Consider the following 23606-nt stretch of genomic DNA (forward strand, 5'->3'; position numbering starts at 1 on the left):
GGGAGGGGTGAAAGCGGTTTTCAGTATTCCTGTACGGGTCTATATCGAGGATACGGATGCGGGCGGTATCGTCTACTACGTGAATTATTTGAAGTATATGGAGCGGGCGCGCACAGAACTGCTGCGCTCTCTCGGCTATGATAAGCCGGCAATGCCACACCAGGGGCTGCTGTTGGTGGTGCACTCCGCCGAGATCCGGTACCGCCGCTCTGCCAGGCTCGATGATGCATTGCGCACTACTGCGACGATTGGCAAACTGGGGCGCGTTGGGGTGACTTTCGAGCAAAAAATCTGGCGCCAAAATGAGCTAATTTGTGAAGGTGTGGTCAAAGTTGCCTGTGTCGCTGACCACAACCACAAACCCTGTGCTCTGCCGGGGCCCATTTATTCAGCATTAAAGGCAGTAATTTAGAAGATGAACGCCGGTGAACAACTTTCCCTTTGGGGACTCATTCAGAACGCCAGCCTACTGGTACAGCTTGTGATGTTGCTGTTGTTGCTGGCCTCGGTGGTTTCCTGGGTCATGATTATCCAGCGGGGTCTTTATCTGTCCCGGGCCAAACAGGCTCTCAATAGTTTCGAGCGCCGCTTCTGGTCCGGTGCCGATTTGAACAAGCTGTTCCGCGAGGGCAATGAGCGCGCTGAACGGAGCAAGACAGACGGGGTAGAGTCCCTATTTCGCGCCGGTTTTACCGAGTTTACCCGTCTGCGCCAGCAGGGCAGCAGCGGCCCTGAAGCGGTGATGGAGGGAACCGAGCGGGCCATGCGTGTGGGTATGTCGCGGGAGCAGGAGAAAGTAGAGATGAACCTGCCGTTTCTCGCTACTGTGGGCTCAGTCAGCCCCTATATCGGTCTGTTCGGCACTGTCTGGGGCATCATGAACTCTTTCCGTGGCCTCGCTACTATGCACCAGGCCACCATTGCCACGGTAGCGCCCGGTATCAGTGAGGCCCTGGTGGCCACGGCCATGGGCCTATTTGCGGCGATTCCGGCAGTGATAGCCTATAACCGCTATTCCGCCAAGGCGGAGTGGTTGCTGTCCAGTTACGAAACATTTGCCGAGGAATTTTCCTCGATCCTGCACCGCAAAGTGCATTCCGGCTAAGGTGTGAGCAGGCGAATCCTATGAGTGTGTTTCGCAAGGGCAGCAAAAAAAGGCTGGTATCTGAAATCAACGTGGTGCCCTATATCGATGTGATGCTGGTGCTGCTGATTGTGTTTATGGTCACGGCACCATTGCTGATGCAGGGGGTCAAAGTGGACCTTCCCAACGCGCCCTCGGCGCCGATGGAGGAGTCGGACGAGGAACCGTTGATTGTCTCGGTGCGTGCCGATGGCACCTATTACCTAAATCTGGGTACAGATGAGAAAGCGGCCAAGCCACTTCCAGAAATCAAAGAGACGGTGGCCAAGGTATTGCGTCAAAAGCCAAAAACCCCGGTTCTGGTATGGGGTGACAGCGATGCCGATTACGGTTTGATTGTCAATGCCATGACTGAATTGCAGCAGGCCGGAGCCCCCAGTGTCGGCTTGGTTACCGAGCCACCCCAAGGGTAGGTGCTGGTGAATAAAGGCGCATACCCATTGGCGATTGTGATCAGCCTCCTGTTGCACGGGGTTCTGATTGCGTTTATTGCCCATGGTTGGGAGGCCAGCCGTACGCATGAACACAAGCCCATGCCGCAGTTTGTACAGGCCAGGCTGGTGACGCTTGAGGCGGTTACGCCCAGAAAGAAGCTACCCAAAAAGGTGGATAAGATACAACAGCGTGCCCAGCGCGAAGCACAGCAAAAGCGCCAGGCAGAGACTGAGCGCAAACGCCGCGCTGCACTGGAGCGCAAAAAGAAACAGGAAGCTGAGAGGAAGCGCCAGGCGAGCATTGAGGCCGAGCGCAAGGCCCGGGAAGAGAAAGCGCGCCAAGAAAAAGACCGCAAAGAGAAAGAGCAAAAAGAAAAGGAGCGCGAAGAACAGTTGGAGAAAGCGCGTCAGAGTTCCTTTGACGAAGCGCTGCAGGAAGAAGAGGATCTGCAGGAGGCCAGCGAAGACGAACGGGCGGTAATGTCCGTGGCCCAGGCAATTCAGCAGCGTATAGAGTCGGTATGGAGCCGCCCACCGAGCGCTCGCAATGGTATGCGCACCCTGGTGCAAATCAATTTTGTACCCACCGGAAGAGTGGTGGCGGCCAATATCCTGGAAGGCAGCGGCAACGCGGCACTCGATCGCTCGGTGCTCACTGCCATTCACAAGGTGGAGGTTTTTCCCGAAGTGGCCGAACTGGCCCTGGAAGAACCGGTCGTATTCGAGCGTGAAGTCCGCAAAACAATTTTGAAATTTGAACCCGAAGATCTTCGCCAATGATCCAGAACCTCTTAAAAACTGTCGTCACTATTGTTGTTACCACTGTCTGTCTGCAGGCGCGCGCCCAGTTGGTTGTGAACATCACCAGCGGTATCGACGACCCCACCCCAATCGCGGTGTCCCCATTCAGCTGGTCCGGCAGCGGTGTTTTGCCCGAGGATGTGTCCGGGATTATCTCTGCCGACCTGCGTCGCAGTGGCCTGTTCGCCCCGGTACCCAAGGCGGATATGTTGTCCTTCCCCAAGGCGCCGAAAGATGTGGTGTTTCGGGACTGGCGCATTTTGGGCACTGAATACATCGTTACCGGTCGCATTGAACCCCAGGCGTCCGGTTATCTGCTGACTTTCGACCTGATGAATGTCTTTGGTCAACACAAGATGTTTACCCGCCAGGTGCGGGGGGGGCAGGCTCAGCTACGGGATATCGCGCACCGTGCGGCGGACGAAATATTTGAGGCGGTGACCGGCATTCGTGGCGCCTTTTCCACAGAAATGGTGTATGTGCGGGAAGAGACCCGTGGCGGAAAGCCTAGCTATGTACTGATGCGTGCGGATATTGATGGTGCCCGTGCCCGGCCGATCCGCCGCTTTGAGGCCCCGGTGATGTCCCCCATGTGGGCCCCCAACGGCCAGGAACTGGCTTATGTCTCCTTTGAGACCGGACGCCCGGCGATCTTCCGCGAAAACCTGCGCACCCGCGAGCGCCAGCAGCTGACCAACTTCAAGGGTCTAAACAGCTCCCCAACCTGGTCCCCCGATGGAACCAAACTGGCGATGGTACTCTCCAAAGATGGCAATCCGGAAATCTACGTACTGGATTTGACAAGTGATCAACTTACCCGTATGACCAGACACTTCTCCATTGATACCGAGCCAAACTGGATGCCTGATGGAAAATCGCTGGTTTTCACATCTGATAGGGGAGGAAAACCACAAATTTATCAATTGACTCTTGCCACTGGTCAAGTGGACCGCTTAACCTTTGATGGCGACTACAATGCGCGGCCACGTATTTCTCCTGATGGGAAGACGCTGGTTATGGTGCATCGCAATCGGGGAACCTTTACCATCGCTACGATGGATATCGATTCGGGCAGAATGCGTGTCCTCACGGAGACCACATTGGACGAATCACCCAGCATTGCGCCAAATGGGGCTATGCTGATGTACGCGACCAAACTTGGCGACAAGGGCATTTTGGCTGCGGTGTCGCTGGATGCGGGGGTAAAATACAACCTGCCTTCTCAGAGGGGCGATGTCCGCGAACCGGCATGGTCGCCGTACGTTGATTGAGACGGGGTGTCGGGCGCGCTGGTGGTGCAGGGTGTTTAAAGACCATAAAGACTTTTCAGGATCTTTGAAAATATTAAAAGTGGAGTAGCTTCTTATGTTGAAATCAGTAAAAACAGGTCTTGGCCTGGCCTGTGTTTTGGCGGTAATGGCTGGTTGTAGCAATACCGACACCACAGGAAGTAGTGGCGAACAGGTGACCGGCAACGAACTGGTGGAAGAAACGACGACTGTGGTGGATATTGAAGAGGTTCCGCTGGCGCCTCTGGAAAATGTGGTTTACTTTGATTTCGACCAGTCCCTATTGAAGCCGGAAACCCGTGAGTTGCTGATCCTTCACGCAGACCGCATGCGCGGCAGCATGGGCGCTGTGCGCCTGGAAGGCCACGCCGATGAGCTTGGTACCCGTGAGTACAACCTGGCGCTGGGTGAGCGCCGTGCCAATGCGGTGCGGGACTTTTTGGTGCTGCAGGGCGTAGACGGGGAAAATCTGGAAGTGATCAGCTATGGCGAGGAACGCCCCGCTGAAATCGGCTCCAGCGAAGCTGTCCGTGCGATGAACCGTCGTGTTGTCATTAACTAATCGTAAAATGGATGCCAATGGCTTTAACGATTAGAAAACTGGCGATTGCCGCAACGGCGCTATTTGTGGTATCGCCAGTATTCTCCCAGGTTCCGGTAGTGGATTTGTCTGCCAGTAGGGGGGAAGATCCTTCATCCTCCTATAGCAGCAGCACTGAAGGGGCACAGCTCGCCCGTAGCACCGCCGCAGGCTCCCGGGCCAAGACCAACCCCCAGGCCGAAGTCTACTACCAGATGCAGGTGCTGCAGCAGGAAGTGCAATCATTGCGCGGCACAGTGGAGGAGATGCTCCATGAGATTAAACGTCTCAAGCAGCAGCGCACCGAGGATTACATGGATCTGGACCGGCGTATCACACGCTTAAGTGGTACGACGCCATCGACATCGCCGCCGACCAAAGCCGATGACGCCACTTCTGCTCGGGATGACTCTCCAGTATCCCCGATTCCCCAGGAGCCCAAAACTGATGGCAATGAGCGCGATCGCTATCAGGCCAGTTTCGGTTTGGCGCGCAATGGCGATTACGGTGGTGCCAGTGCAGAATTCAAGCGACTGCTGGAAGACTACCCCAACGGCCAATACGCCCCCAATGCCAACTACTGGCTGGGCGAGATAGCGTTGGTCCAGGGTGAGCTGGAAGAGGCCCGCGCATGGTTTGTGGCACTGCTCGACGGCTACCCCAATTCCAACAAGGTTTGGGATGGCCGTTACAAGCTGGGTACTGTGTATCACCAGTTGGGCGATCAGCAGAAGGCCCGCGCCCTGCTTGAGCAGGTGGCCGCCAGCGATGCCAGGGCTTCGAACCTGGCGCAGAAATACCTCAAGGAAAACTTCCAATAGCGGGGGGTTAGAGCGCCCATCACCGCTGGTTTTTTGAACAGAAAAAGCCTATGATCCCGCGCCCGGATGGCACCTGCCCCTCGGGCGTTTTTGTGTTGGGTGTGTATGACCAGTCTGTCCAAAGAATCACTCAGGGTTAGTGAAATTTTCTACTCTCTCCAGGGGGAAGCCCGTGATAGTGGGTTGCCGACGGTATTTGTGCGCCTGACCGGTTGCCCGTTACGCTGCACCTACTGCGATTCCGAATACGCTTTTTACGGCGGCGAGCGTATGGCCCTGCAGCAGATATTAGAGCGCGTGCAGAGCCACCCGGCACACCATATCTGTGTAACCGGGGGTGAGCCCCTGGCCCAACCAAACTGTTTGCCACTGCTGCAAGCCCTGTGCGATGAGGATTATTCCGTCACTCTGGAAACCAGTGGCGCCATGCCGGTGGGTGGTGTGGATAGCCGTGTTTCCAGGGTGGTTGATTTGAAGACGCCGGCATCTGGCGAACAGCACCGCAATCGTATGGAAAACCTACAGGTGCTCACTCGACACGACCAGGTTAAATTCGTGATCTGTAACCGGGAAGACTACGGCTGGGCCAAGTTTACCCTGGACCAGTATCGATTGTCAGAGCGTGTGGGGGAGGTGCTCTTCTCGCCCAGTTATAAGCAGCTGGAGGGGCGACAACTGGCAGAATGGATACTGGAGGATGGTTTGCCGGTGCGTTTGCAGTTACAACTGCACAAACTATTGTGGGGAGACATCCCGGGGGTTTGATGGGTCCGATGACCCTCATGGTGCTACTTGTGCATAGAATAATGGGGAACAGATGACAGCAAAAAAAGCGGTAATTTTGCTTTCCGGTGGCCTGGATTCTGCCACCGTGCTCGCAATGGCGCGCGCTGATGGTTACGAATGCTACGCCCTGGGCTTTAACTATGGTCAGCGCCACGCCTCTGAGCTACTGGCGGCCTCGCGGGTGGCAAAGGACCTTGGTGCACGAGAGTACAAGGTGGTGGAGCTGGACTTGCGTGCCATTGGTGGTTCTGCCCTGACCGATGACACTATCGCTGTTCCCGAAGAGAAGGCCGCAGGTATCCCGGTCACCTATGTGCCTGCGCGCAATACCGTGTTTCTTTCCATCGCCCTGGGTTGGGCCGAGGTTTTGGGGGCACAGGATATTTTTGTGGGTGTAAACGCCGTGGATTATTCTGGCTATCCGGATTGCCGTCCTGCTTACATCGAGGCCTATGAAAAGATGGCCAATCTGGCCACTCGTGCGGGCGTGGAGGGGCACAGATTATCCATCAGGACACCATTGATGAGTATGAGCAAGGCGGATATTGTGCGAGAAGGCATGCGCCTCGGGGTAGACTACAGTTTGACGGTATCCTGTTACCAAGCGCGTGCCGATGGTGCAGCCTGTGGGCGCTGTGACAGCTGCCGCTTGCGCGCGGCGGGCTTTGCCGGTGCGGGTCTTGAAGACCCGACAATCTATGCGCAGTGATGGCCTCTTGGCGCCATTTTTACATGAAATGCCTAACCTCTTAAGTTTGTTGGTTTTTTTTAAATTGGGTATTGTCTTTTTACAGGAGATCCGTAAGATACGCGTCTCCTTGTGAGGAGACACGAAAAGGGTCGTTAGCTCAGTTGGTAGAGCAGTTGGCTTTTAACCAATTGGTCGCTGGTTCGAATCCAGCACGACCCACCAAATAAAGTCTTGTAAATCAGAGAGTTGCAAGATCGAAAGAGCGGTATCAACCTAGTTGATGCCGCTCTTTTTCGTTAAAGTGTCAACAAAGTGTCAACGCAAATTCAGCAAATCCGGCTCTGGACCTTAGTTTTCTTTCTATCTGTATCAGGAATAAAGATCAGTGTTGATGGCTGGAGAGCCGGTCTCGTAATGCCCGCAGGATGCTGAAAAGGCCGAGCTGCATTTCCGGGCTCAGCTCCATGTGCTCTCCCGGCGTCAGGAGTACGGAAAGGAAATCAAGCTGATGGACAGCCTCATCCAGACTTTCCATTAACGACAAGTGCTGGGGGTCATGCCCGAGGCGGTGCTCGTCTTCGTGCAGGAAGCGGATCGTTTCACCGGTATCCGCATTCTTCATAAACAAGCCTTCACCGTTATCGTAGTAGTGCAATAGCTGCTGCTGGGTGACCCACAGGATGTGGTCGTCGTGCTCGTTGAAGACGGGTTGGGAATTGGAATTAGCCATGATGGCCTCCTTGGTTTCATTTCTACATGAATGGTTAGGGCGCCAAGAGGGTAGAAACCTGTCCAAGGTCAGGCCCGGTTGATTCCCCCAAAGGGTATTGTATTCCCCGGCCTCTCGGCATTACTGGTCAAATTTCGGGCACAAAAAAGCCGCTGTAACGGCAGCGGTTGATACCCGCCCTGGACTTGAGGTTTCTACGCCTCAAGATCGACTGTAGTGGTCTGATTGAAGGCGGTCAAGCGGATACGGGCAACAAAGCGCAATAAAGGACAGTTAAAGGAGGTCGGTAGATTCTTACGAAACTATCCCATAGCAGCTATTGCACATCCTTTGCGCGGATAAAGCGCAAACGCATTTTTTTGGGAGTGCTGCGCTGTGGATCTTTTTCCACATAGCCTATTGTGATGCCATCTGTACTCATCAACGGCATGATCCCGCCCTCGGCCAGGTACTTCAACTGTTTGTTGGTAATCAATATCTCGTTACTGGTATCTAGGCAGTCTTCCATGGCTGGTTTCTTCTCGCAAATGGAAAAATGGGATTAAACACCAGGCTGTAGACGGCGGCAATCAGCAGTTGGTGGCTCCTCTACATGCTGAACTTCACGCCACCCCGCCAGCCAAAGAAAGCAGATACAAAACTCCATCACCGCCGGGAAAACCCCGTGGTTACTGGTTCTCAGCCATTTTGGCCTGTGAAAAATCTCTTCAATTCTCTTCATTTTTCTTCAATTTGTGAAATCCTGAAAACCGCTACAGCCCACGGCTGGTGGGGGTTTGCGGTGTTTTCCAATTTCACTGGCTAAGGAAAAGCGCAAAACCGGCAGGCGTGGGGAGGAGTGATCGCAGGCCCTTTCAAGTCTTCAGAAATCGTTTGTTTTATAGTCAATACATTAGATAACTCCTTGAATTTTCTTGACTTCTTTATTTCTGAGATGCAAGCGATCATTGCTGCTAGCCATGCTGCGCAATGAAGAAAAGTGAAATCCCGGTTCAAAACATGGAAGGAAGATTTAGGCGAATTTTGTGCATGGCCTGCAGGGCTTCCCCTAGGCTTGGGAGCATCTACCTCAAGATAGACTTCAGTACTATGTCATCAACCAGATTCGCAACTCGTTGAAGCATGTGGCCATGAAGAACCAGAAAGCCCTTATGGCCGATCTCAAGAGCAACGCCTCAATACTGCCAAGAACGTCTTGGAGGCCAAGTGGCCTATAGCCTGTCGACGTATTTCAAATATCCGAAATGTGTGCGAACGCCGATTTACACCACCAACATCGTGAGGCTGTACACCGCCAGTTCCGCAGGATGACTAAAACCAAGGGCGGCTCCGCCAATGAGGACAGCTTATTCAAGCTGCTCTACGCCGGTATACTGAAAGCCTCCGAACGCCCGATCTAGAACTGGAACTTGACGCTGTCACAGCTGACGATCCACTTTCCGGATCGCCTGGAGAAATCAGCCTATGAGGCTACCTGGCTGGCACAGAGTTTTGAACACCCTCTAAGCAACTGGCAGGGGCGGTTACACAGAATTATTTACACTCTCTGGATCAAAGGTGCAAGTATAGCTAAAGCATATACGTCCCCCAACATCCCTATTAAGATTCAACAAAAACTCAGGAATATCAACTATCGCAGTTTGTTCACAAGATGAAACAGACACAAAGAAATCATGAGTAGCATCATCGGGTTTTTCTTCAATTAAGTTGTGTAATACTTCCGACTTGATTGACTCATTAAGAATTAATCGAAGGACTTTCTTACTCCTATCTTTATGGTAACTTCCTGTTCGGTAGGGGACACCATCTAAATATTTTTTTTCTAATATTGATAATTCTTCTTCAGATAAACCAATAATTCTAAACGAACACTTAGGGAACCTCTGATTAATTCACCTTCCTCCCGCGCTCCCACACCAAAACGGGAGAAATTGATCAAGGATTAGTCAAAAATCACGTTTTCACAGCAAATAATCCCCGATTTTCCCACCCAAAACCCGCTTTTCACGGATTTTGGGCGCACTGCCCCTATGCGGGCAGATATTTTTTCCCAATCAATAAATTGGTGAAGCCCGCTAACAGGCACAGACGTTGGGTATTTTTCTCCAGTCCCCGATAGCGCACTTTGCGGTAGCCAAAGATGCATTTGATATAGCGGAACGGGTGCTCCACTTTGGCCCGGATCTGCGCCTTGATTTTTTCCGCCGCTTTCAGCTCTTCTTTGCCCGGCAGCGTCTTCAGCTTGCTCGGCTTCATGGCGATATGCCACTCAACCTTCTTATCTTTTAATTCTTCACGCTTCTCGGCACCGGTATAGCCGGAATCGCCCCAAACACGCTTTTCCTCGCCGTGCAGCAGTTGCTCTGTCGCTGTCACGTCGTGCGCATTGGCGGCCGTGGTTTCGAGGCTGTGGATAAGTCCGAGTACGTCGTCGGTACCAATGTGCGTTTTCATTCCGAAGTGCCAAGTGTTGCCTTTTTTTGTTTGGTGCATTTCCGGATCGCGTTCTTTGGCTTGGTTTTTTGTCGAGCTGGGAGCAGAAATAATGGTGGCATCGACGATGGTGCCCTCGCGCAACATCATGCCTTTTTCCCGCAAGTAGCCGTTGATCTCTTCGAAAAGTTTGCGCCCAAGGTCGTTTTTTTCCAGCAGGCGGCGGAAGTTAAGGATGGTGGTTTCATCCGGAATTCTGCCCGCCAAGCGCAGCCCGGCGAAATTGCGCATGGATTCTATTTCGTAGAGCGCATCTTCCATTGCCGGGTCGCTGAGGTTGTAAAACAGCTGCATGCAGTGAATGCGCAGCATGACATCAAGCGAATACGCCCGCGGGCCGCGGTCGTTGTTGTGGTAGAAGGGCTCGCTACGGTCGCGCAGGCGCTGCCAGGGAATGAGCGCATCCATCTTTGCCAGAAATTTCTCGCGCCGGGTTTGACGGCGCTTGCTTCGGTATTCGGCTTCGGCGAAGGTGACTTGATGCATGATTTTGGGTAGCCTTGAGGAGTAGTACGATTCTATCTGATGCTTGGGGAATTATTCAGAGGTTCCCTAGTTAGTTGCATTCCTTTTCACCCACAATGGCTATACATGCCAAACGAGACAATCATAACAGTCTGACTTCATTGCCTCTGAAATAAATTGTACTGTTTCTAAGGGTATCCAACAGTACAGAATATTTTCCCTTTCGTTAGGTTCTTGCTCAAAATAGAACCATGTATCCCACGGAGGACTTTCATCCTCAGAGATGAAACCTCCAGACTCTTCAAACACTAATCCATCTTCAAGGCTTCTATCGGGATAATATCTTAATATCCTTCCGGCCGGAGAAATATTAGTTTCCTGGTTAGTTAGATTGGTCTTTCTTAATTTATGAATCCTATCAATTTCATCTTTTTTTCTAGATACCGAGATATTGTAATCTCTAATATCAATTTGAGGAGCAAGAGTTTCCGATCGTAATGAATTAACTCTATCAGAGTCCGTGTAGCTCTCAATACACCATAGCGATGCTACCAATTGATATTCTTCAAACTTACTCATGGGTAAAAGTCATAGTTCCGGGTAGAAGTATTGCCTGGAGCGGTATTTGTCTTTCCTTTAAGGTAATCAGCTCTATGAATCATCCTGGGTTTGCCGGAGGCAATTTGATTTGAGTCATGCCGCTTGGGCAGACTCGGCTTGCTGATAATACAACTTTTCGTATTCGGCTGGAGGCATATCGCCAATCGGCTCGAGAATGCGGCGATGGTTAAACCAATCGACCCAGGTCAAGGTTGCGCGTTCAACCCCATCCAGCCCTTTCCAGGGGCCTGCTCTGTGGATGACCTCCGCCTTGAATAAGCCGTTGATGGTTTCTGCCAGTGCGTTGTCGTAGGAGTCGCCGACGCTGCCGACTGACGCCTGGAAGCCCGCTTCATTAAGCCGCTCAGTGTATCGAATCGACAGGTACTGACTGCCTCGATCACTGTGATGGGTAACGCCGCGGGGTTTGCCTCGTGCCCACAGTGCCTGCTCCAGAGCATCAAGCACGATGTCGGTTTGGAGGCTCTTTAACACGCGCCAGCCAACAATGTAGCGGGAGAATACATCGACAACGAATGCGACATAAACAAAGCCAGACCAAGTTGCGACATAGGTAATGTCGGCCACCCAAAGCTGGTTGGGGCGCTCCGCCGTAAACTCGCGGTTCACCAGGTCCAGCGGCGTATCGGCCAGCTCATCTGGGATAGTCGTAACACAACGCTTGCCTCTTCGAACGCCTTCCAGCTGCAGCACTCTCATCAGCCTTTCAACTGTACAGCGGGCGACCTTTACGTCCTCGCGGTTAAGCTGCTTCCAGACCTTGCGAGCACCATAGACGCGATGATTTACTTCGTAGACCCGCTGGATCTCAGGCTTCAGTTCATCGTCACGTTGAGCTCGCACACAGCGCTGTTCTGGATTGGCCTGCAGATGCTTGTAGCGGTAGTAAGTCGACGGTGCAATCGGCAGAACCTCGCAGATTGACTCGACACCGTGCGCCTCACGCTCCTGATCAATGAATGGCACCATTGCTTCGGTTTGCGGTCGAGCTCCGCCTGGGCAAAAAAAGCGGCAGCCTTGCGCAGGATCTCGTTAGCGCGCTTTAGCTCGCGGACTTCGCGCTCCAGCTCTTTAAGGCGGGCTGCGGCGCCACTAGTGGTGCCGGGCTTAGTGCCGTTGTCGACTTCCATCTTGTTGATCCATGATCGTAGAGTCTCAGGCGTACAGCCGATCTTGGAGGCGATAGATGTAATCGCTGCCCAACGTGATTTATGTTCGTGCTCGCCGGTCAACACCATGCGAACTGCGCGTTCCCGTACTTCGGGAGAGTATCCAGGTCGTTTGCTCATTGGCTAATTCTCTCAAGAAAGTTAGCCTCCGAGAAACCCGGGGTGATTCACTAGCCTGATTCAGATTTTTAGCTTTATTCGAGGCGGAACTTTGACGATGCAAAGCATCTGCTGCACGCTGATAATAGTCTGCTGCCTTTTCACGAACATCTTTTGGTATATCATCTCGGTCGCCTTTTCCTTTCAGACATTGCTCAATCTTTTTCTTATGCGGCAATAGGTCTTTCGGGAACTTTGGTACCCTTGGGCACATTGTTGACATGCAAACCAAGCCAAGTGGATCAACACCCGACAATGGATTTTGGTTTACATATCCATAAGTATGGTTTAAACCAAAGTCCTCGATGAACAACCTAGACATCTCTTGCGACACAGCGGGACTAAGGGTTTCGCCAAACAAAGCCATTTGCAGTTGCGGATCGGAGAAATCCATTGTGATGCCAATCGGATCACTTTGAAGATACCTGCCGATGGTCGGATCATAATGTGGATTACCAAACTACTGCCTAACGATCCCCTGCTTTTCAGCCATTTTCACATCGTAATGCCGACGCCCCCTTATAACGGTAATCTGGCAAATCGTATTTCTATCGGGTAGCTAATGTCGATAAAATTCTGCCCATGGGACTCTTCTTTGACGACATCGACGCTGCCCACCGCTTTTCTCTGGAATTAGATCGCCACCAGAACACGCTCACCTGCACTGGCTGCTCTTGCAGTGGTCAGTTTGTCTCCCATGGATTTGTCTATAAGAAACACTCTCAAGGGCGGCAACGCACCGTCGGCAAGCGGATTCTTTGCTCAAGCCGCTGCGGGAGATCTGGCTGTGGCCGCACTCTCCGACTTTACCTCAACACCGAGCTGCCAAGGCTGCAATACACCGCAACACATCTGTTGATCTTCCTCACAACTCTAATCGCTGGCTTCAGTATCCAGCGTGCCTACAGTCAGGCAACCTCCGCTCCGACTACCCGCAATGCCTATCGCTGGATCAACAAACTCAACCGCAAGCTGATGGATTACCGCAACAGACTGAGAAAACCCAAGGAAGCCGCTGCCATGTTCGGTAGGAGCAGATCCCGTCGCCTGCACATACTACTGATAACTCTGGAGCGATTATCTTCGATTCTTGAACAGCCCCTCTGCCAGCACTATCAGCAACGCTACCAAAGCGCTTTTATTTGAGCTTCTCCCGGTATTGAACCCCCCCTGGCAGTAGCAAGAATCCACTAAATCTCACCACTAAATCCCTTTACACCGACCAAATTCCTGTAGCCCCGACACTCAGTATGCCGACAACCCCATAGCAACCTTAGCTCGCCACAGAACCTGTCACTATTACTGCTCTTTCGACCTATTTACCCTCCTGCTTTCATCGATGCCATACAGGAGAGAAGCATGCCAACCCCAAAGAACCCACCCTTCACACTCCGCCTGCAGGTGCTGAGTGCCGTGGACTATGCACCCGGAGAGAATCTCCGTGCGCGAATCAAGCAGGTAGCCGGGCGCACTTTTGTAGACCAGGCCAGCGGCCTGGAGTACCGCTTTACCTGGCGCACTATCAGTACTTGGCTATATAGATTCAAAAAGCACGGGGTCACCGCTCTGGATCACAAAACCCGCTCGGACAAGAACAACTACCGCAAGATTCAAGTCGACGAGCTGGCGGAGGCCATCCACGAGGTACTGCCTACCCTGAGCCCAAACAAGCATGGCACTATCCCTAAAATGGCCCTGTACCGACAGTTGCTCAAGAAAAACCTGATTCAGCGCAGCCAGCTCTCACAAACCTCCTTTTACCGCATGGTGCGTGAAAACGATCTATTGGACGGCGAGCAAACCCAAAAGCTGCGCCGCTCCTTCGCAATGCAGTTTGCCAACGAGCTGTGGCAGGCAGACACCATGTACGGGCCGTCGATCAAACAGTCCGACGGCCGCTGGCGAAAGACCTTCCTGATCGCTTTTATTGACGATGCCAGCCGGGTGATTACCCACGGTGAGTTCTTCTACCGAGACAATACCGAAAATATGATTGAGGCCTTTAAGAGCGCGCTCTATAAGCGCGGTAAGCCCGAGCGACTGTATTTTGATAACGGCAGCAATTACACCTCAAAAGAAATCCTGCAAGCCTGTGTGCGCCTCAATATCCACCTATCACACGCCCCGGTTCGAGATGGGGCAGCCAAGGGCAAAATCGAGCGTTTCTTCCGCGGCTTCCGCGATCGCTTCCTGGTTCAGCATACCGCCTTCGAGTCGTTGGAAAGCCTCAACGCCCTGACTTGGGACTGGATAGAGGACGAATACAACAGCCAGCATCATACCGGTATCCAGATGGTACCCCTGGATCGCTTCAATTTAGATCACAGCCGCGTTCAGTTTCTCAGTGATGATGAGGTCACTGAGGAGGTCTTTTTTGTTGAGGAGACACGCAAGGTGAACAAAACCAATGTTTTCTCCATCAATTCGCAAAAGTACGAGTGCCCGGTAGACCTGCGCGAGAAGAAGATCCAGGTTCGCTACGACCGCAGCCAGCGCAATCGCTTTATTGTTTATTTCTCCGACCAGCGTATGGGAGAGGCCATGCTATTGGATCTCCACTACAACGCCCGCCAGAGGGCGCCCTACACCACAGTCGAGGATAGCCCACGATGATTAAATCGACCTTTGGCATCACCAAAGAACCCTTCAATCGCAATGACCTCGATTTGCTTCCACAACAAAAGAAAATCTTTGACATCATCAAGATCCATGCCCAACAAGGGGGATTTTCGGTGATTATTGGCAATCCTGGCGTGGGTAAGAGTGTGCTGCGAGAACATATCGAACAGCTACAAAAAACACGGGATGTCACTGTTGTTTCTTGCTCGCGTACTCTGCATACTTACCCCAATGTCCTCAGGCAGCTGGCCGAATCGTTTAAAATTGAAGTGCCAGCTAAGGATCTGGAAAAAGCCCTGATCAACAATGCTTTTAACCATGTACGGGAGCGAAAAATCCTGTACATTCTTATTGATGAGGCGCATTTGTTGGATATGCAGGTGCTGCGCAAATTACGCCTGCTGTTTGGGCGTTTCCCGAAAAAACACAACCTGGTGCTGTTTGGGCAGAGAGACCTCTTGTATTACCTGTCCATGAACCTTAATCAGGATATCAAGAGCCGGATTACCTACTCCGAGAATATCGCACCGCTGAATGACGAGGATTTGGAGCGTTACATCGTCCGGGAACTGGAAGTGGTAAGGCTGGGAATCAATACATTCGATGCTGCCTCCATGGAGCTGATTATACGCTCGGCGCAAGGCAACCTGAGGCTTTGTCGCAATCTTTGTTATGGCAGTCTGATCGAAGCCTGCCGGGAGAGCAAAAAGATCGTTACCATCAGCCATGTCAATAGTGTACTGGTTCAGCCCCATTGGCGTTCCCACGATGAGCTCATCAAACAGCAGGTCGCTTAGATAAGGCATATTAAGCGCTGATCTTTAGCAGCAACATCACACAGGAAAGGGGGCAAACGTCCCCTTTCCTGTGTCTGACAGACCAGAAACATCTTGCCAGCAGCAAGATCTATCTGATCGAGAATGACCGTGTCTGTCCGATGCGATGGTATTTTGGGAATTTGTAGGATGTAGAGAGGTAAAAACTACGATGACAGAGTGGGGAGTCCCGATCAGGTTATGATCAGAGCTTGGGAATCAGATCATAAGTTGGCTGAATCTTATGATCAATAATTTGGGAAAATGTGCGATCTTAAAGTGGGGCGCTACAAGTTTTGAACACCCTCGCTGAATCTTATGATCAATAATTTGGGGAAATGTGCGATCTTAAAGTGGGGCGCTACACCCGACCCAGAAATGGAACTTGACGCTGCCACAGCTAACGATCCACTTCCTGGACAGCCTGGAGATATATACCAGCCTATTGAGGCTACTTGGCTGACACAGAATTTTGAACACCCTCCTTTATGATCAAATTCGGCGACCGCCTCACCGATTATCAATAAGCAACTGGCAGGGGCGGTTACACAGAATTATTTACACTCTCTGTTCTACCAGTCCACCATAGGTAAAAGCTTCCTCCAAGGGCAGTTGTAATTGACACCTCCCCAACAAGATACTTCATTTCCAGTGGGCTAAAATCTAAGACTTGACCAAGAAATCCCAATGTTAAAATTGATACAACAACAATCAGCTGATTCATTATGATCAACAAACTACCTGCTTTCATAAATATGCTAAAAACAGATACAAATATTGTAATAATCACGTATACAATCGCGACACCAAGACTAACCGTTCCATCATTAAAAAAAGAATTGTATATTTCGTCCCACCTTAACAGCATATACACTACACATTTCCCAATTGAGACAGCATAACAAAGCATAAATAGAGATCGATAGATATTAAACTGATTCATCAATTTACAGTCTCTTAGGAAGAGGTCCTCGTCTAAACGTAGTAGACCATGTTTTTTGGACGCATTCCGTTTTACATTTTAACAACCCATTATTATTACCGTTATCTTCACATTTTTCTCTCTCGTCGTATTCCTCCTTACATACCCTCTGACATTCTTCCTGCGTTACTATTTTCTTCCATATTGTATATCCAGCATAAGCCGCAACTAAGACTACCACCACCAATTGTGCTGCCTCTCCAGTTGGGTCACTGTACATCAGTGGGTTTTGCAATGCATACCCATAAGTATTAATCCCACCGTCCAGCCCAATCGGATCACTCTGAATATACCGTCCAAGACTGGGATCGTAATCCCGGAAGTAATTATAAAATGACAAAACCCCAGCCGTCCGGCTGGGGTTTCTCTACCGGGTTAAGTCGAGCATCTTAGAAAATCAAGGTTTAAAAACTATCAGATCACATTCTATGGATGAGTTCTCGACACCAGCATATTCAGAATAATGCTCATGCTCCCAATTTTCGTTTTCATCTATCTCAGTGGCACATTTTTCAATAAACTTCGCCAACGTCCTAAGCTCCTCTGGTGAGGCTTGCAAGGTAACTTCACTTATTGTTAGCAGGTTTTCCCCACCACTTTCATAACCAAAAGCTTTCACGCTTACACTCCCTAGCACATCGGCACTTCAATACACAAATCTGGGTTTATCTCACAATACATGGCTTCTGGAGATAACTCGAACGGAATAAGCATACAGGCAGGGCATCTCAGCTTAAATCCTTTCTTCTGCAAGAACTTCTTAACTTTTTTATTCATATTATCGAGGCTGCCACTGTTCTTATGGCTTTGAGTGCCGTCTTGGTTAACGACACCGCTGCCTTTAGATGTTTCAAAGTGCGCGTGCTTTTGCTGCCCTGGAACATGAGGGTTATCTATTCGCACACGGCTTCCACCACCTAAATCTACATTTTTTCCAGAGGGCGCCAACCCAAGGTCATCGAAATAATTGATCGGATTTGCTAGTACATACAGGTAAGTATTTATCCCACCTTCAAACCCAGTTGGGTCGCTCTGTAAGTACCTGCCAGTACTCGGATCATAGTCTCGATAGTAGTTGTAATGAAGCCCGGTTTCTCTGTCCTCGTATTGGCCCGGGAAACGGATGTACTGTTCAACGATTGAGATTTCCTCTTCCGTTTCCCCAAAAGGCTTATAACGTCCTCGCCACACGATTTGCTGATTTTGGTCGGTAACGACTTGGGGTGTGTCCAGATGATCGTTATGGATAAAGTACAACTCCATCGCCAGCGCCGGATGGTGAAAAGTTTGAATCGCTATTATTAGTACGACGATGGTAATTAACTTAGCGACCGGATTATTCGCTCGTTGAATTTCCATGACCATTTTCCTTGTTACTTTTCGTAGGCCGTTCATTGCTCATATACTCTGACATTGCTAAAGATGCTCTGCCCATTCGGGGCTGTGACGTCATGGTCCATCACGAATACCAAGTAATTCATCACACCCGCAAAGTATTGCCCTACCGGAATTGTGTAATGCTTCACAGAACCATCGCCGGGATATTCCCGGTAATCCTGGTTTGCCCAGGTTTGTGTGCCATAGAGTTGGAATGCCCAGCCTTCACTGTAACTGTTGTCATCATCCAGGCCGATGGCGTGAATCTCACCCTGCACGCTACTGCTGAACTCAAATTCCAATACCGTATTCGCGGTAACCGTGTAGGGAAAGTCGATCCGTTGCCAATTGTTGCCCGTCAGGTTTAGTGCGTTACCGCCACCTTCTATGTTAACCGTGCCCACAATACTATTGTCCGCATAGTCGACTAAGGTGGCAGTATTGAAATCAATATAACTAGATGGAAGCGGAGCCTCAGATACGTTAATGCTGTATACCTGGGTATCAATACCCAGGCTGTTCGAAGCGCTGATTTCAACCAAGTGATTGCCCTCCTGTCCAGCTTGCGGGGCCCAGCTAACCAAACCGGCGGCACTCACCGTCATCCCTGCGGGGCCTGAGACTAATGCGTAGGAAATGGTTGGCATCCCTCGCGCCTCTATCCTATTGTCGGCATCGTATGTATACAGTTTACCCACGGTCGCCGTGATACCTGCGGTTGAGATTATTTGCGGTGCGGTATTTTCATATACTTTTACCTTACTAAAGATGCTCTGCCCATCGGGAGGTGTGACGTCATCATGGTCCATTACAAACAACAGGTAACCCATCGCACCTGTAAAGTACTGCCCTACCGGGATCGTGTAATGTTTCACTGAACCATCGCCGGGATAATCCCGGTAATCCTGGTTTGCCCAGGTTTGTGTGCCATAGAGTTGGAATGCCCAATCGTCACTGTAATTGTCATCATCATCCAGGCCGATGGCGTGAATCTCTCCCTGCACGCTACTACTGAAATCAAATTCCAATACCGTATTCGCGGTAACCGTGTAGGGAAAGTCGATTCGCTGCCAATTGTTGCCCGTCAGATTTAGTGCATCACCGTTGCCCTCAATGGTTACGGTGCCCACAACGCTATTACCCGCGTAATCGGCTAATACGGTTTTGTTGAAGTCGATGTTGCTCTGGTCCACTATCGTAAACGGTACTTGCTTCAGAACTTGAGTATTCTGGGAGTCAATAACCGATGCTGTAATATTATGCAAACCTATCGATAAACTACTGATATTGACAGATACTCCTGTTCCCAGCACTCCATCCCGGTCGGAGCTCCAAGCAATATTTGCACTTATATCGCCATCTTCCGGATCAATTGCTATTCCCGATAAGCTTACCTGGTCTCCAAAAAAGCTAGTGCTACCCAATACAGGAGAAGTAATATCGATGGCAGGGGGCTGGTTAACCACTATGTCTAGAGAAGTTATGCTTTGCCCTACTATATTTCCTGAATCAGCTACGTTTGCGAAGATAGTGTGGCGGCCAACAGATAAACTCGTAATGCTTATTGCACCCCCTGTGCCTATGAGTCCATCAAGACTGGAAGTCCACTGGATGTTCTCAGTCAAAATACCGTCTTCGGGGTCATCAGCTGTTCCTGACAAACTAACTTCATTCCCAAAATAACTAACACTACCTGAAATAGGGGACGTGATTTCAATTGCAGGCGGCTGGTTTGTTGAGTCACTATCAACCAGCATGCCCACTCTGGTGGTATCCAGGTAAATGTATTCACTGCTGGTAGTACCCGTAGCGCTGGTAATAGTTAGGAGTTGTCCTCCTTCATCATAGTGGAAGTGCTGGTCCGCCTGTGGGGTGGTGGTGAGTTTGGCAATGCGTTGCCCTAAAGCGTTGTACAGGTAGGAAGCCGTAGGGGCGTTGCTGATAGTCACCAGATTGGTGCGGTTGGCATGGTTGCTGTCATAGTCCTGGATGGTGCCGTCAAGCTTGTGATCCACATCCAGGTTACCCGCCGCATCATAGGTGAATCCCCGTTGGCTGGTGTTGGTGCCGTCCGTGCGGTTGATTTGGTTCAGTTGGTTGCTGGTGGCACTGTAGGTGTAGGTGGTGGTTGTTCCGTCTTTGCTTTCCGTTTGCTGGGTGCGGTTACCTACCCCGTCGTACTGGTAATCCAGTTGGCCATAACTGCCCACGGCTTGGATCAGGCGGTTTTCCTTGTCGTACTCGAAGTTTTGGTCGTGGGCGATGTTGTCCTGGTCGTGGAGGGTGGTGATGTTGTTGTTGGGGTCATAACTATAGTTCAGGTCCAGGAAAGTGTTGGTGCCAATGGTTTCAATATCGGTGGTCCTGTAATCCTGGTCGTAACTCATGGTATGGGCCATGCCATTACCATTGGTATAACTGGCAATGGGGCCAAAGGGTAAGTAGCGGACGTTGCTAATGACCGTTTGTGCGGCAGCTACACTGTTTTCCTGGGTGGTAATGTTAGCGATACGGCCCGCACTATCCCGACTGTAGTTCACAATCCGACCACTGGGATAAGCGATACTGGTGAGGTTGTTCGCCAGGTCGTAGACATAGCTAAGGCTATAGTTGATGCCTTCAATGTTGTAGCTCTTCTGGATCAGATTGCCACGATGATCATAGGTGTAATCGGTTTGACCGCTTTCGTCGATAATGCGGGTATGACGGCCTTTGCCGTAGTTGCCTGCCGTGGTGTCATCGTAGGTGTAGGTGACGTTTTCACTGGGGTTGGCGGGGTAGCTGACGGTGAGCAAGCGGTTGAGGGCATCGTAGCTGTAGTTAGTGACAATGCCTCTCGCATCGGTCATTTGAATGCGGTTACCGGCAATGTCGTAGTCGTAACTGGTGGTGCCGGTATCGGGGCTGACCCGGGAAGTGAGATTGCCAAAAGCATCATAGTTGTAAGTAGTGCTCAAACCCCGTTGATCAGTGACGGTCTTGATCCGGTCCTGGCTGTCGTAGGTATAGCCCACCTGGAAGTTATCCGGGTCCGTTTGTGTGATCAGGCGATTAAGGGCATCAAAGGCCTGGCCCGTAGGGTTGGCACGGGCATCGGTGATTTGGGTAAGGTTGTCGTTGCTGTCGTAGTCGTAGTGGGTGATTTGGTTGCTGGCGCCAATTTCATTTATTAGGCGGCCTAAGGTATCAAACACCCAGGTTTGGGTTTTGACGATGGTGCTGCTGCTGTCCTTAATCACTGCCTGGGTGCGATTGCCGGCGGCATCAAGGGTGTATTCAATGCGCTCCCCCAGGTTGTTCTCAATGGCCGTTAAGCGCCGGGCCGCATCATAAGTAAAGTTCAGGTAGGAGTTATCGGGCAAGGTAATGTGGGTCACCTGGCCGATGGTATCGTAGCCGAAGGTGATTACCGCATCCAGCGCTGTATTACCACCAGGGTCTTTCACAGTAGAGGTCAATAACCAACCCCGCACATGGTAGGTTAGAACTGTTTCCACGCCGTTGGCGTCGATGCTTTTACCCGGTAGATCCCTGCCGTTGTGATCGGTCAGTTGAGTGACATGGCCTAAGGGATTCGTCGTACTAATCAGGTTGCCCGATACATCGTAAGCGTAGGATGTCAGGTCCGAAACATCAGTACGGGGGCCATCCATGGTGGCAACCAGGCCAGCGCCATTACTCCCGGCAGGGTGATAGGTATACGTAGTGGTGCGAGCCTGCAGTGGAAAGCCAATAGGATAGTCTTTGCGCACCGTCAGCTGCGCATTAGCGTCATAGGTATATTCAGTCACATGATCCGGTTCGGTAATTCTGGTCGGAAGCCTGAAATCAGAGTGCCATTGGGTCTTGATAATCCGCTCTTGGGGCGAGCCCTTAGCTTCGATACGCTGGACTTCCAATCCTCTGGCATCGTAGTCATAGTCCGTTACGTTGCCCTCCCAATCGGTCGCCTCATCCATAAACCCATTGGCGTCATAGGTGCGGTTTTGCATCTCGTTGCGGGAGCAGTCACTACACTTGTCCCCAGTAACCTGAGTTACCACCTGCTTCCCTCCTTCTGTGCCAATGTGGTATTCCCGCGTACCGCCGGAGGCATCGGTGACGATGGTTGAGGTCGGGGTATAGGTAAAGGTTACCTTATCGGTATTATTGGCATGTTCGCTACTAATCGCTCGACCCTGGCTGTCATAGGTCCAGGTTGCATAGCGAATACCCCGTTCATCAGTGATGCCAGTCAGGTGATTAACCAGGTTAGTATCTTCGTAATGGTATTGACGGGTAGAGCCGTCTTCATAGGTCACGGTGTTGAGGTTGTAGTTGGCATCGTAACCATAGGTAATCTCACCCTCTGGGTGAGTCACCTTGTTGATCTGACCGTTGCTGTTGTAGCTGAGCTGCAGGTTGTTGCCGAAGGGACCAGTGACTGAGGCTAAACGCCCTAAAGTATCATGTCCCATGCTGAGGACTTGACCATTGGGTAGGGTGCGGGACAGAAGCTTACCGGCTTCAAACCGGTCGATGGTGTTATCCGTGTCATAAAACAGCCACTGGTTACCATCGCGAACCAAACGGACAGAGAAGCCATTGGATTCTTTGAATTGGCCGGGCGCTATTTCCTCAAAAGTGTAATACGCACCATCAGGTCGCGTCACTGTGTGTGTTTTCGTATCCAGGGAGCCCCATTTCTGCTCAATGAGGGGCATTTGCCCCTCGGCGGGCATCATCGCCCCAGCGGCGGGTACAAGGGACAAAGTAGCCACTACAACAGCCTGAGCATCCTTAATCTCACAGAGGCCATTGGCATTGAAATGGGCTGTTGCAGTACGCAAACTACCTCGCCGATAGTCCGCCTTGATGTCGTTCCAACCGCTTAAGCAGGCTTGATCCCGGCTATCATATCGGCCTGACTGGTGTACGGTAGAAGGAATGATTGGAAAAGGGAAGCTTTGTGGTGCTTGGGGCAATAAAGCATCTACGCTAGTATCAAAACTGTGCCGCCAGTGGGACCCTATCACCACACCTGCATCAGAAGCGCCGGAATCATAGTATCGCGCAAAGGAAAGCAGGGTGCGCTTGACATCGCTAGCACGTTCAACTTTTCGTCCCGTTAATACATCACAGGGGTTGCCCTCGCAGTTACCGCTTGGTTTTGGCTCTGAAGCAGATGCATAGAATTGCGTTAAGCACTCACCGGTTTCTGGATCTGGCTTAGTACCTGCAGGGCATTCATCGTAATGAAAGAAATGGTGCTCACAAAAAGTATAAAGTTCAGGATAATTTTGGCATGGAAAGTAAGAATCAAGAAATTCTGGTACTGGATGGGATTTGGCATGTAAATGGGTACCAACAAAGAATTTTTCAGAATAATGTTCACTGCAGTTATTATCATTAGAGACCTCCCTCACCTGATTCTTTGCATCAATGCAAGCCTGCCCGGCCTGATCATGGCTGTCATAATAATGATTTATAGTTTTTAAGGTCCAAGATAATGCAGGAATGGATAACAGAAATAAGACAATGCCGCCCAAGGCCCTGATAGACAGGCTTTTATGTGCTAGATAGTTCATCTAAACCTTCTTTTTTAATTCGCGATCCAGCCTGGCAGGCTGCTGAAAAACCCTGAAAGAATG

At 50.9% G+C, this 23606-nt stretch carries 24 protein-coding genes, 1 tRNA gene, 2 pseudogenes and 1 other annotated feature; of the genes and pseudogenes, 15 read left to right on the forward strand and 12 right to left on the reverse strand.

Translation table 11 applies throughout. The features are described from left to right. Positions 1-7: 7 nt before the first annotated feature. The 10 genes from ybgC to ACL7TT_RS09875 all read left to right on the forward strand — a co-directional run bounded on the left by ybgC (position 8) and on the right by ACL7TT_RS09875 (position 6768). Positions 8-412: a tol-pal system-associated acyl-CoA thioesterase gene (gene ybgC / locus ACL7TT_RS09830; protein ID WP_299942468.1), complete on the forward strand. Its 405-nt coding sequence runs from the start codon at positions 8-10 to the stop codon at positions 410-412. 3 nt (positions 413-415) lie between these two features. Then, complete coding sequence (tolQ, locus tag ACL7TT_RS09835; RefSeq protein ID WP_299942467.1) at positions 416-1105, forward strand: protein TolQ; 690 nt, start codon at positions 416-418, stop codon at positions 1103-1105. A 20-nt stretch (positions 1106-1125) separates the two neighbouring features. Further along, a complete protein-coding gene (gene tolR / locus ACL7TT_RS09840) occupies positions 1126-1557 on the forward strand; it encodes a protein TolR (protein WP_299942466.1) in 432 nt (143 codons plus the stop codon). 6 nt (positions 1558-1563) lie between these two features. Next, positions 1564-2358 carry a cell envelope integrity protein TolA gene (gene tolA / locus ACL7TT_RS09845; protein ID WP_413395058.1) on the forward strand — a complete coding sequence of 265 codons (795 nt, stop codon included), beginning with the start codon at positions 1564-1566 and terminating at the stop codon, positions 2356-2358. Then, complete coding sequence (tolB, locus tag ACL7TT_RS09850) at positions 2355-3650, forward strand: Tol-Pal system beta propeller repeat protein TolB (protein WP_413395060.1); 1296 nt, start codon at positions 2355-2357, stop codon at positions 3648-3650. The genes tolA and tolB overlap by 4 nt, the downstream gene beginning before the upstream one ends. Positions 3651-3744: 94 nt before the next feature. Then, the gene (locus ACL7TT_RS09855; protein WP_413395062.1) at positions 3745-4230 is read left to right on the forward strand and encodes an OmpA family protein; all 486 of its coding nucleotides are present in this window, start codon (positions 3745-3747) and stop codon (positions 4228-4230) included. Between the two features lie 17 nt (positions 4231-4247). Next, positions 4248-5069: a tol-pal system protein YbgF gene (ybgF, locus tag ACL7TT_RS09860; protein ID WP_413395064.1), complete on the forward strand. Its 822-nt coding sequence runs from the start codon at positions 4248-4250 to the stop codon at positions 5067-5069. A 105-nt stretch (positions 5070-5174) separates the two neighbouring features. Then, the gene (gene queE, locus ACL7TT_RS09865; RefSeq protein ID WP_413395066.1) at positions 5175-5834 is read left to right on the forward strand and encodes a 7-carboxy-7-deazaguanine synthase QueE; all 660 of its coding nucleotides are present in this window, start codon (positions 5175-5177) and stop codon (positions 5832-5834) included. Positions 5835-5886: 52 nt separating this feature from the next. After that, positions 5887-6564: a 7-cyano-7-deazaguanine synthase QueC gene (gene queC, locus ACL7TT_RS09870; protein WP_413395067.1), complete on the forward strand. Its 678-nt coding sequence runs from the start codon at positions 5887-5889 to the stop codon at positions 6562-6564. Between the two features lie 128 nt (positions 6565-6692). Then, positions 6693-6768: transfer RNA gene (locus ACL7TT_RS09875), tRNA-Lys, on the forward strand. Between the two features lie 160 nt (positions 6769-6928). On the opposite strand, the gene ACL7TT_RS09880 is transcribed toward ACL7TT_RS09875, so the two are convergent. Together ACL7TT_RS09880 and ACL7TT_RS09885 are read right to left on the reverse strand one after the other, a co-directional pair. Continuing rightward, positions 6929-7276, reverse strand: coding sequence for a hypothetical protein (locus ACL7TT_RS09880; RefSeq protein ID WP_413395069.1), 348 nt, complete (start codon positions 7274-7276; stop codon positions 6929-6931). Positions 7277-7592: 316 nt separating this feature from the next. Further along, positions 7593-7784 (reverse strand): hypothetical protein, encoded by a 192-nt coding sequence (locus ACL7TT_RS09885; RefSeq protein WP_413395071.1) that lies wholly within the window; start codon positions 7782-7784, stop codon positions 7593-7595. A gap of 84 nt (positions 7785-7868) precedes the next feature. On the opposite strand from ACL7TT_RS09885, the gene ACL7TT_RS09890 reads away from it, so the two are divergent. Then, entirely contained in the window at positions 7869-8081 is a 213-nt protein-coding gene (locus ACL7TT_RS09890) for a hypothetical protein (protein ID WP_413395073.1), read from the forward strand. A gap of 220 nt (positions 8082-8301) precedes the next feature. After that, a pseudogene (locus ACL7TT_RS09895) lies at positions 8302-8673 on the forward strand (transposase); the annotation flags it as partial. A gap of 631 nt (positions 8674-9304) precedes the next feature. Here the strand turns inward: ACL7TT_RS09895 and ACL7TT_RS09900 are convergent. The 4 genes from ACL7TT_RS09900 to ACL7TT_RS09915 form a co-directional block, all read right to left on the reverse strand. Then, positions 9305-10255, reverse strand: coding sequence for an IS5 family transposase (locus tag ACL7TT_RS09900; protein ID WP_413395075.1), 951 nt, complete (start codon positions 10253-10255; stop codon positions 9305-9307). A 99-nt stretch (positions 10256-10354) separates the two neighbouring features. Then, a complete protein-coding gene (locus ACL7TT_RS09905) occupies positions 10355-10813 on the reverse strand; it encodes a hypothetical protein (protein ID WP_413395077.1) in 459 nt (152 codons plus the stop codon). Positions 10814-10927: 114 nt separating this feature from the next. Then, positions 10928-12144, reverse strand: a protein-coding gene (locus ACL7TT_RS09910; RefSeq protein ID WP_413395079.1) for an IS3 family transposase whose coding sequence is annotated in 2 segments (ribosomal slippage) — positions 10928-11865 and positions 11865-12144 — 1218 coding nt in all. Because the reading frame shifts where the segments join, the coding sequence is not laid out codon by codon here. Next, positions 11750-11866 (reverse strand) — a sequence feature (AL1L pseudoknot). It overlaps the preceding gene by 117 nt. Further along, positions 12065-12577 (reverse strand): hypothetical protein, encoded by a 513-nt coding sequence (locus ACL7TT_RS09915; RefSeq protein WP_413395081.1) that lies wholly within the window; start codon positions 12575-12577, stop codon positions 12065-12067. The genes ACL7TT_RS09910 and ACL7TT_RS09915 overlap by 80 nt, the downstream gene beginning before the upstream one ends. A gap of 188 nt (positions 12578-12765) precedes the next feature. Between ACL7TT_RS09915 and ACL7TT_RS09920 the strand changes: the two genes are divergently transcribed. From ACL7TT_RS09920 to ACL7TT_RS09930, 3 genes are all read left to right on the forward strand, one after another. After that, positions 12766-13329, forward strand: coding sequence for a hypothetical protein (locus tag ACL7TT_RS09920; protein ID WP_413395083.1), 564 nt, complete (start codon positions 12766-12768; stop codon positions 13327-13329). Positions 13330-13542: 213 nt separating this feature from the next. Then, the gene (locus ACL7TT_RS09925) at positions 13543-14796 is read left to right on the forward strand and encodes a DDE-type integrase/transposase/recombinase (RefSeq protein WP_413395085.1); all 1254 of its coding nucleotides are present in this window, start codon (positions 13543-13545) and stop codon (positions 14794-14796) included. Then, complete coding sequence (locus tag ACL7TT_RS09930; RefSeq protein WP_413395087.1) at positions 14793-15599, forward strand: ExeA family protein; 807 nt, start codon at positions 14793-14795, stop codon at positions 15597-15599. Before ACL7TT_RS09925 ends, ACL7TT_RS09930 begins: the two co-directional genes overlap by 4 nt. A gap of 562 nt (positions 15600-16161) precedes the next feature. Here ACL7TT_RS09930 and ACL7TT_RS09935 read toward each other — a convergent pair. From ACL7TT_RS09935 to ACL7TT_RS09960, 6 genes and pseudogenes are all read right to left on the reverse strand, one after another. Further along, complete coding sequence (locus tag ACL7TT_RS09935; protein ID WP_413395089.1) at positions 16162-16560, reverse strand: hypothetical protein; 399 nt, start codon at positions 16558-16560, stop codon at positions 16162-16164. A gap of 4 nt (positions 16561-16564) precedes the next feature. Beyond that, the gene (locus tag ACL7TT_RS09940; RefSeq protein WP_413395091.1) at positions 16565-16939 is read right to left on the reverse strand and encodes an RHS repeat-associated core domain-containing protein; all 375 of its coding nucleotides are present in this window, start codon (positions 16937-16939) and stop codon (positions 16565-16567) included. Between the two features lie 57 nt (positions 16940-16996). Beyond that, a complete protein-coding gene (locus ACL7TT_RS09945) occupies positions 16997-17218 on the reverse strand; it encodes an Imm32 family immunity protein (RefSeq protein WP_413395093.1) in 222 nt (73 codons plus the stop codon). 11 nt (positions 17219-17229) lie between these two features. Next, entirely contained in the window at positions 17230-17958 is a 729-nt protein-coding gene (locus tag ACL7TT_RS09950) for an RHS repeat domain-containing protein (protein ID WP_413395095.1), read from the reverse strand. A 32-nt stretch (positions 17959-17990) separates the two neighbouring features. Continuing rightward, a complete protein-coding gene (locus tag ACL7TT_RS09955) occupies positions 17991-22805 on the reverse strand; it encodes a hypothetical protein (protein WP_413395244.1) in 4815 nt (1604 codons plus the stop codon). A gap of 156 nt (positions 22806-22961) precedes the next feature. Beyond that, a pseudogene (locus ACL7TT_RS09960) lies at positions 22962-23543 on the reverse strand (DUF6531 domain-containing protein); the annotation flags it as partial. Positions 23544-23606 lie beyond the last annotated feature (63 nt).

This window comes from Microbulbifer jejuensis, from assembly GCF_047289955.1.
In the GTDB taxonomy this organism is placed as follows: domain Bacteria; phylum Pseudomonadota; class Gammaproteobacteria; order Pseudomonadales; family Cellvibrionaceae; genus Microbulbifer.

Bases quoted from the DNA above. Each gene is read 5' to 3' on its own strand.
- tolQ (WP_299942467.1), top strand. From the start codon at position 416: ATGAACGCCGGTGAACAACTTTCCCTTTGGGGACTCATTCAGAACGCC.
- tolR (WP_299942466.1), top strand. From the start codon at position 1,126: ATGAGTGTGTTTCGCAAGGGCAGCAAAAAAAGGCTGGTATCTGAAATC.
- tolB (WP_413395060.1), top strand. From the start codon at position 2,355: ATGATCCAGAACCTCTTAAAAACTGTCGTCACTATTGTTGTTACCACT.
- ACL7TT_RS09855 (WP_413395062.1), top strand. From the start codon at position 3,745: ATGTTGAAATCAGTAAAAACAGGTCTTGGCCTGGCCTGTGTTTTGGCG.
- ybgF (WP_413395064.1), top strand. From the start codon at position 4,248: ATGGCTTTAACGATTAGAAAACTGGCGATTGCCGCAACGGCGCTATTT.
- queE (WP_413395066.1), top strand. From the start codon at position 5,175: ATGACCAGTCTGTCCAAAGAATCACTCAGGGTTAGTGAAATTTTCTAC.
- queC (WP_413395067.1), top strand. From the start codon at position 5,887: ATGACAGCAAAAAAAGCGGTAATTTTGCTTTCCGGTGGCCTGGATTCT.
- ACL7TT_RS09880 (WP_413395069.1), bottom strand. From the start codon at position 7,276: ATGGCTAATTCCAATTCCCAACCCGTCTTCAACGAGCACGACGACCAC.
- ACL7TT_RS09885 (WP_413395071.1), bottom strand. From the start codon at position 7,784: ATGGAAGACTGCCTAGATACCAGTAACGAGATATTGATTACCAACAAA.
- ACL7TT_RS09890 (WP_413395073.1), top strand. From the start codon at position 7,869: ATGCTGAACTTCACGCCACCCCGCCAGCCAAAGAAAGCAGATACAAAA.
- ACL7TT_RS09900 (WP_413395075.1), bottom strand. From the start codon at position 10,255: ATGCATCAAGTCACCTTCGCCGAAGCCGAATACCGAAGCAAGCGCCGT.
- ACL7TT_RS09905 (WP_413395077.1), bottom strand. From the start codon at position 10,813: ATGAGTAAGTTTGAAGAATATCAATTGGTAGCATCGCTATGGTGTATT.
- ACL7TT_RS09915 (WP_413395081.1), bottom strand. From the start codon at position 12,577: ATGGATTTCTCCGATCCGCAACTGCAAATGGCTTTGTTTGGCGAAACC.
- ACL7TT_RS09920 (WP_413395083.1), top strand. From the start codon at position 12,766: ATGGGACTCTTCTTTGACGACATCGACGCTGCCCACCGCTTTTCTCTG.
- ACL7TT_RS09925 (WP_413395085.1), top strand. From the start codon at position 13,543: ATGCCAACCCCAAAGAACCCACCCTTCACACTCCGCCTGCAGGTGCTG.
- ACL7TT_RS09930 (WP_413395087.1), top strand. From the start codon at position 14,793: ATGATTAAATCGACCTTTGGCATCACCAAAGAACCCTTCAATCGCAAT.
- ACL7TT_RS09935 (WP_413395089.1), bottom strand. From the start codon at position 16,560: ATGAATCAGTTTAATATCTATCGATCTCTATTTATGCTTTGTTATGCT.
- ACL7TT_RS09950 (WP_413395095.1), bottom strand. From the start codon at position 17,958: ATGGAAATTCAACGAGCGAATAATCCGGTCGCTAAGTTAATTACCATC.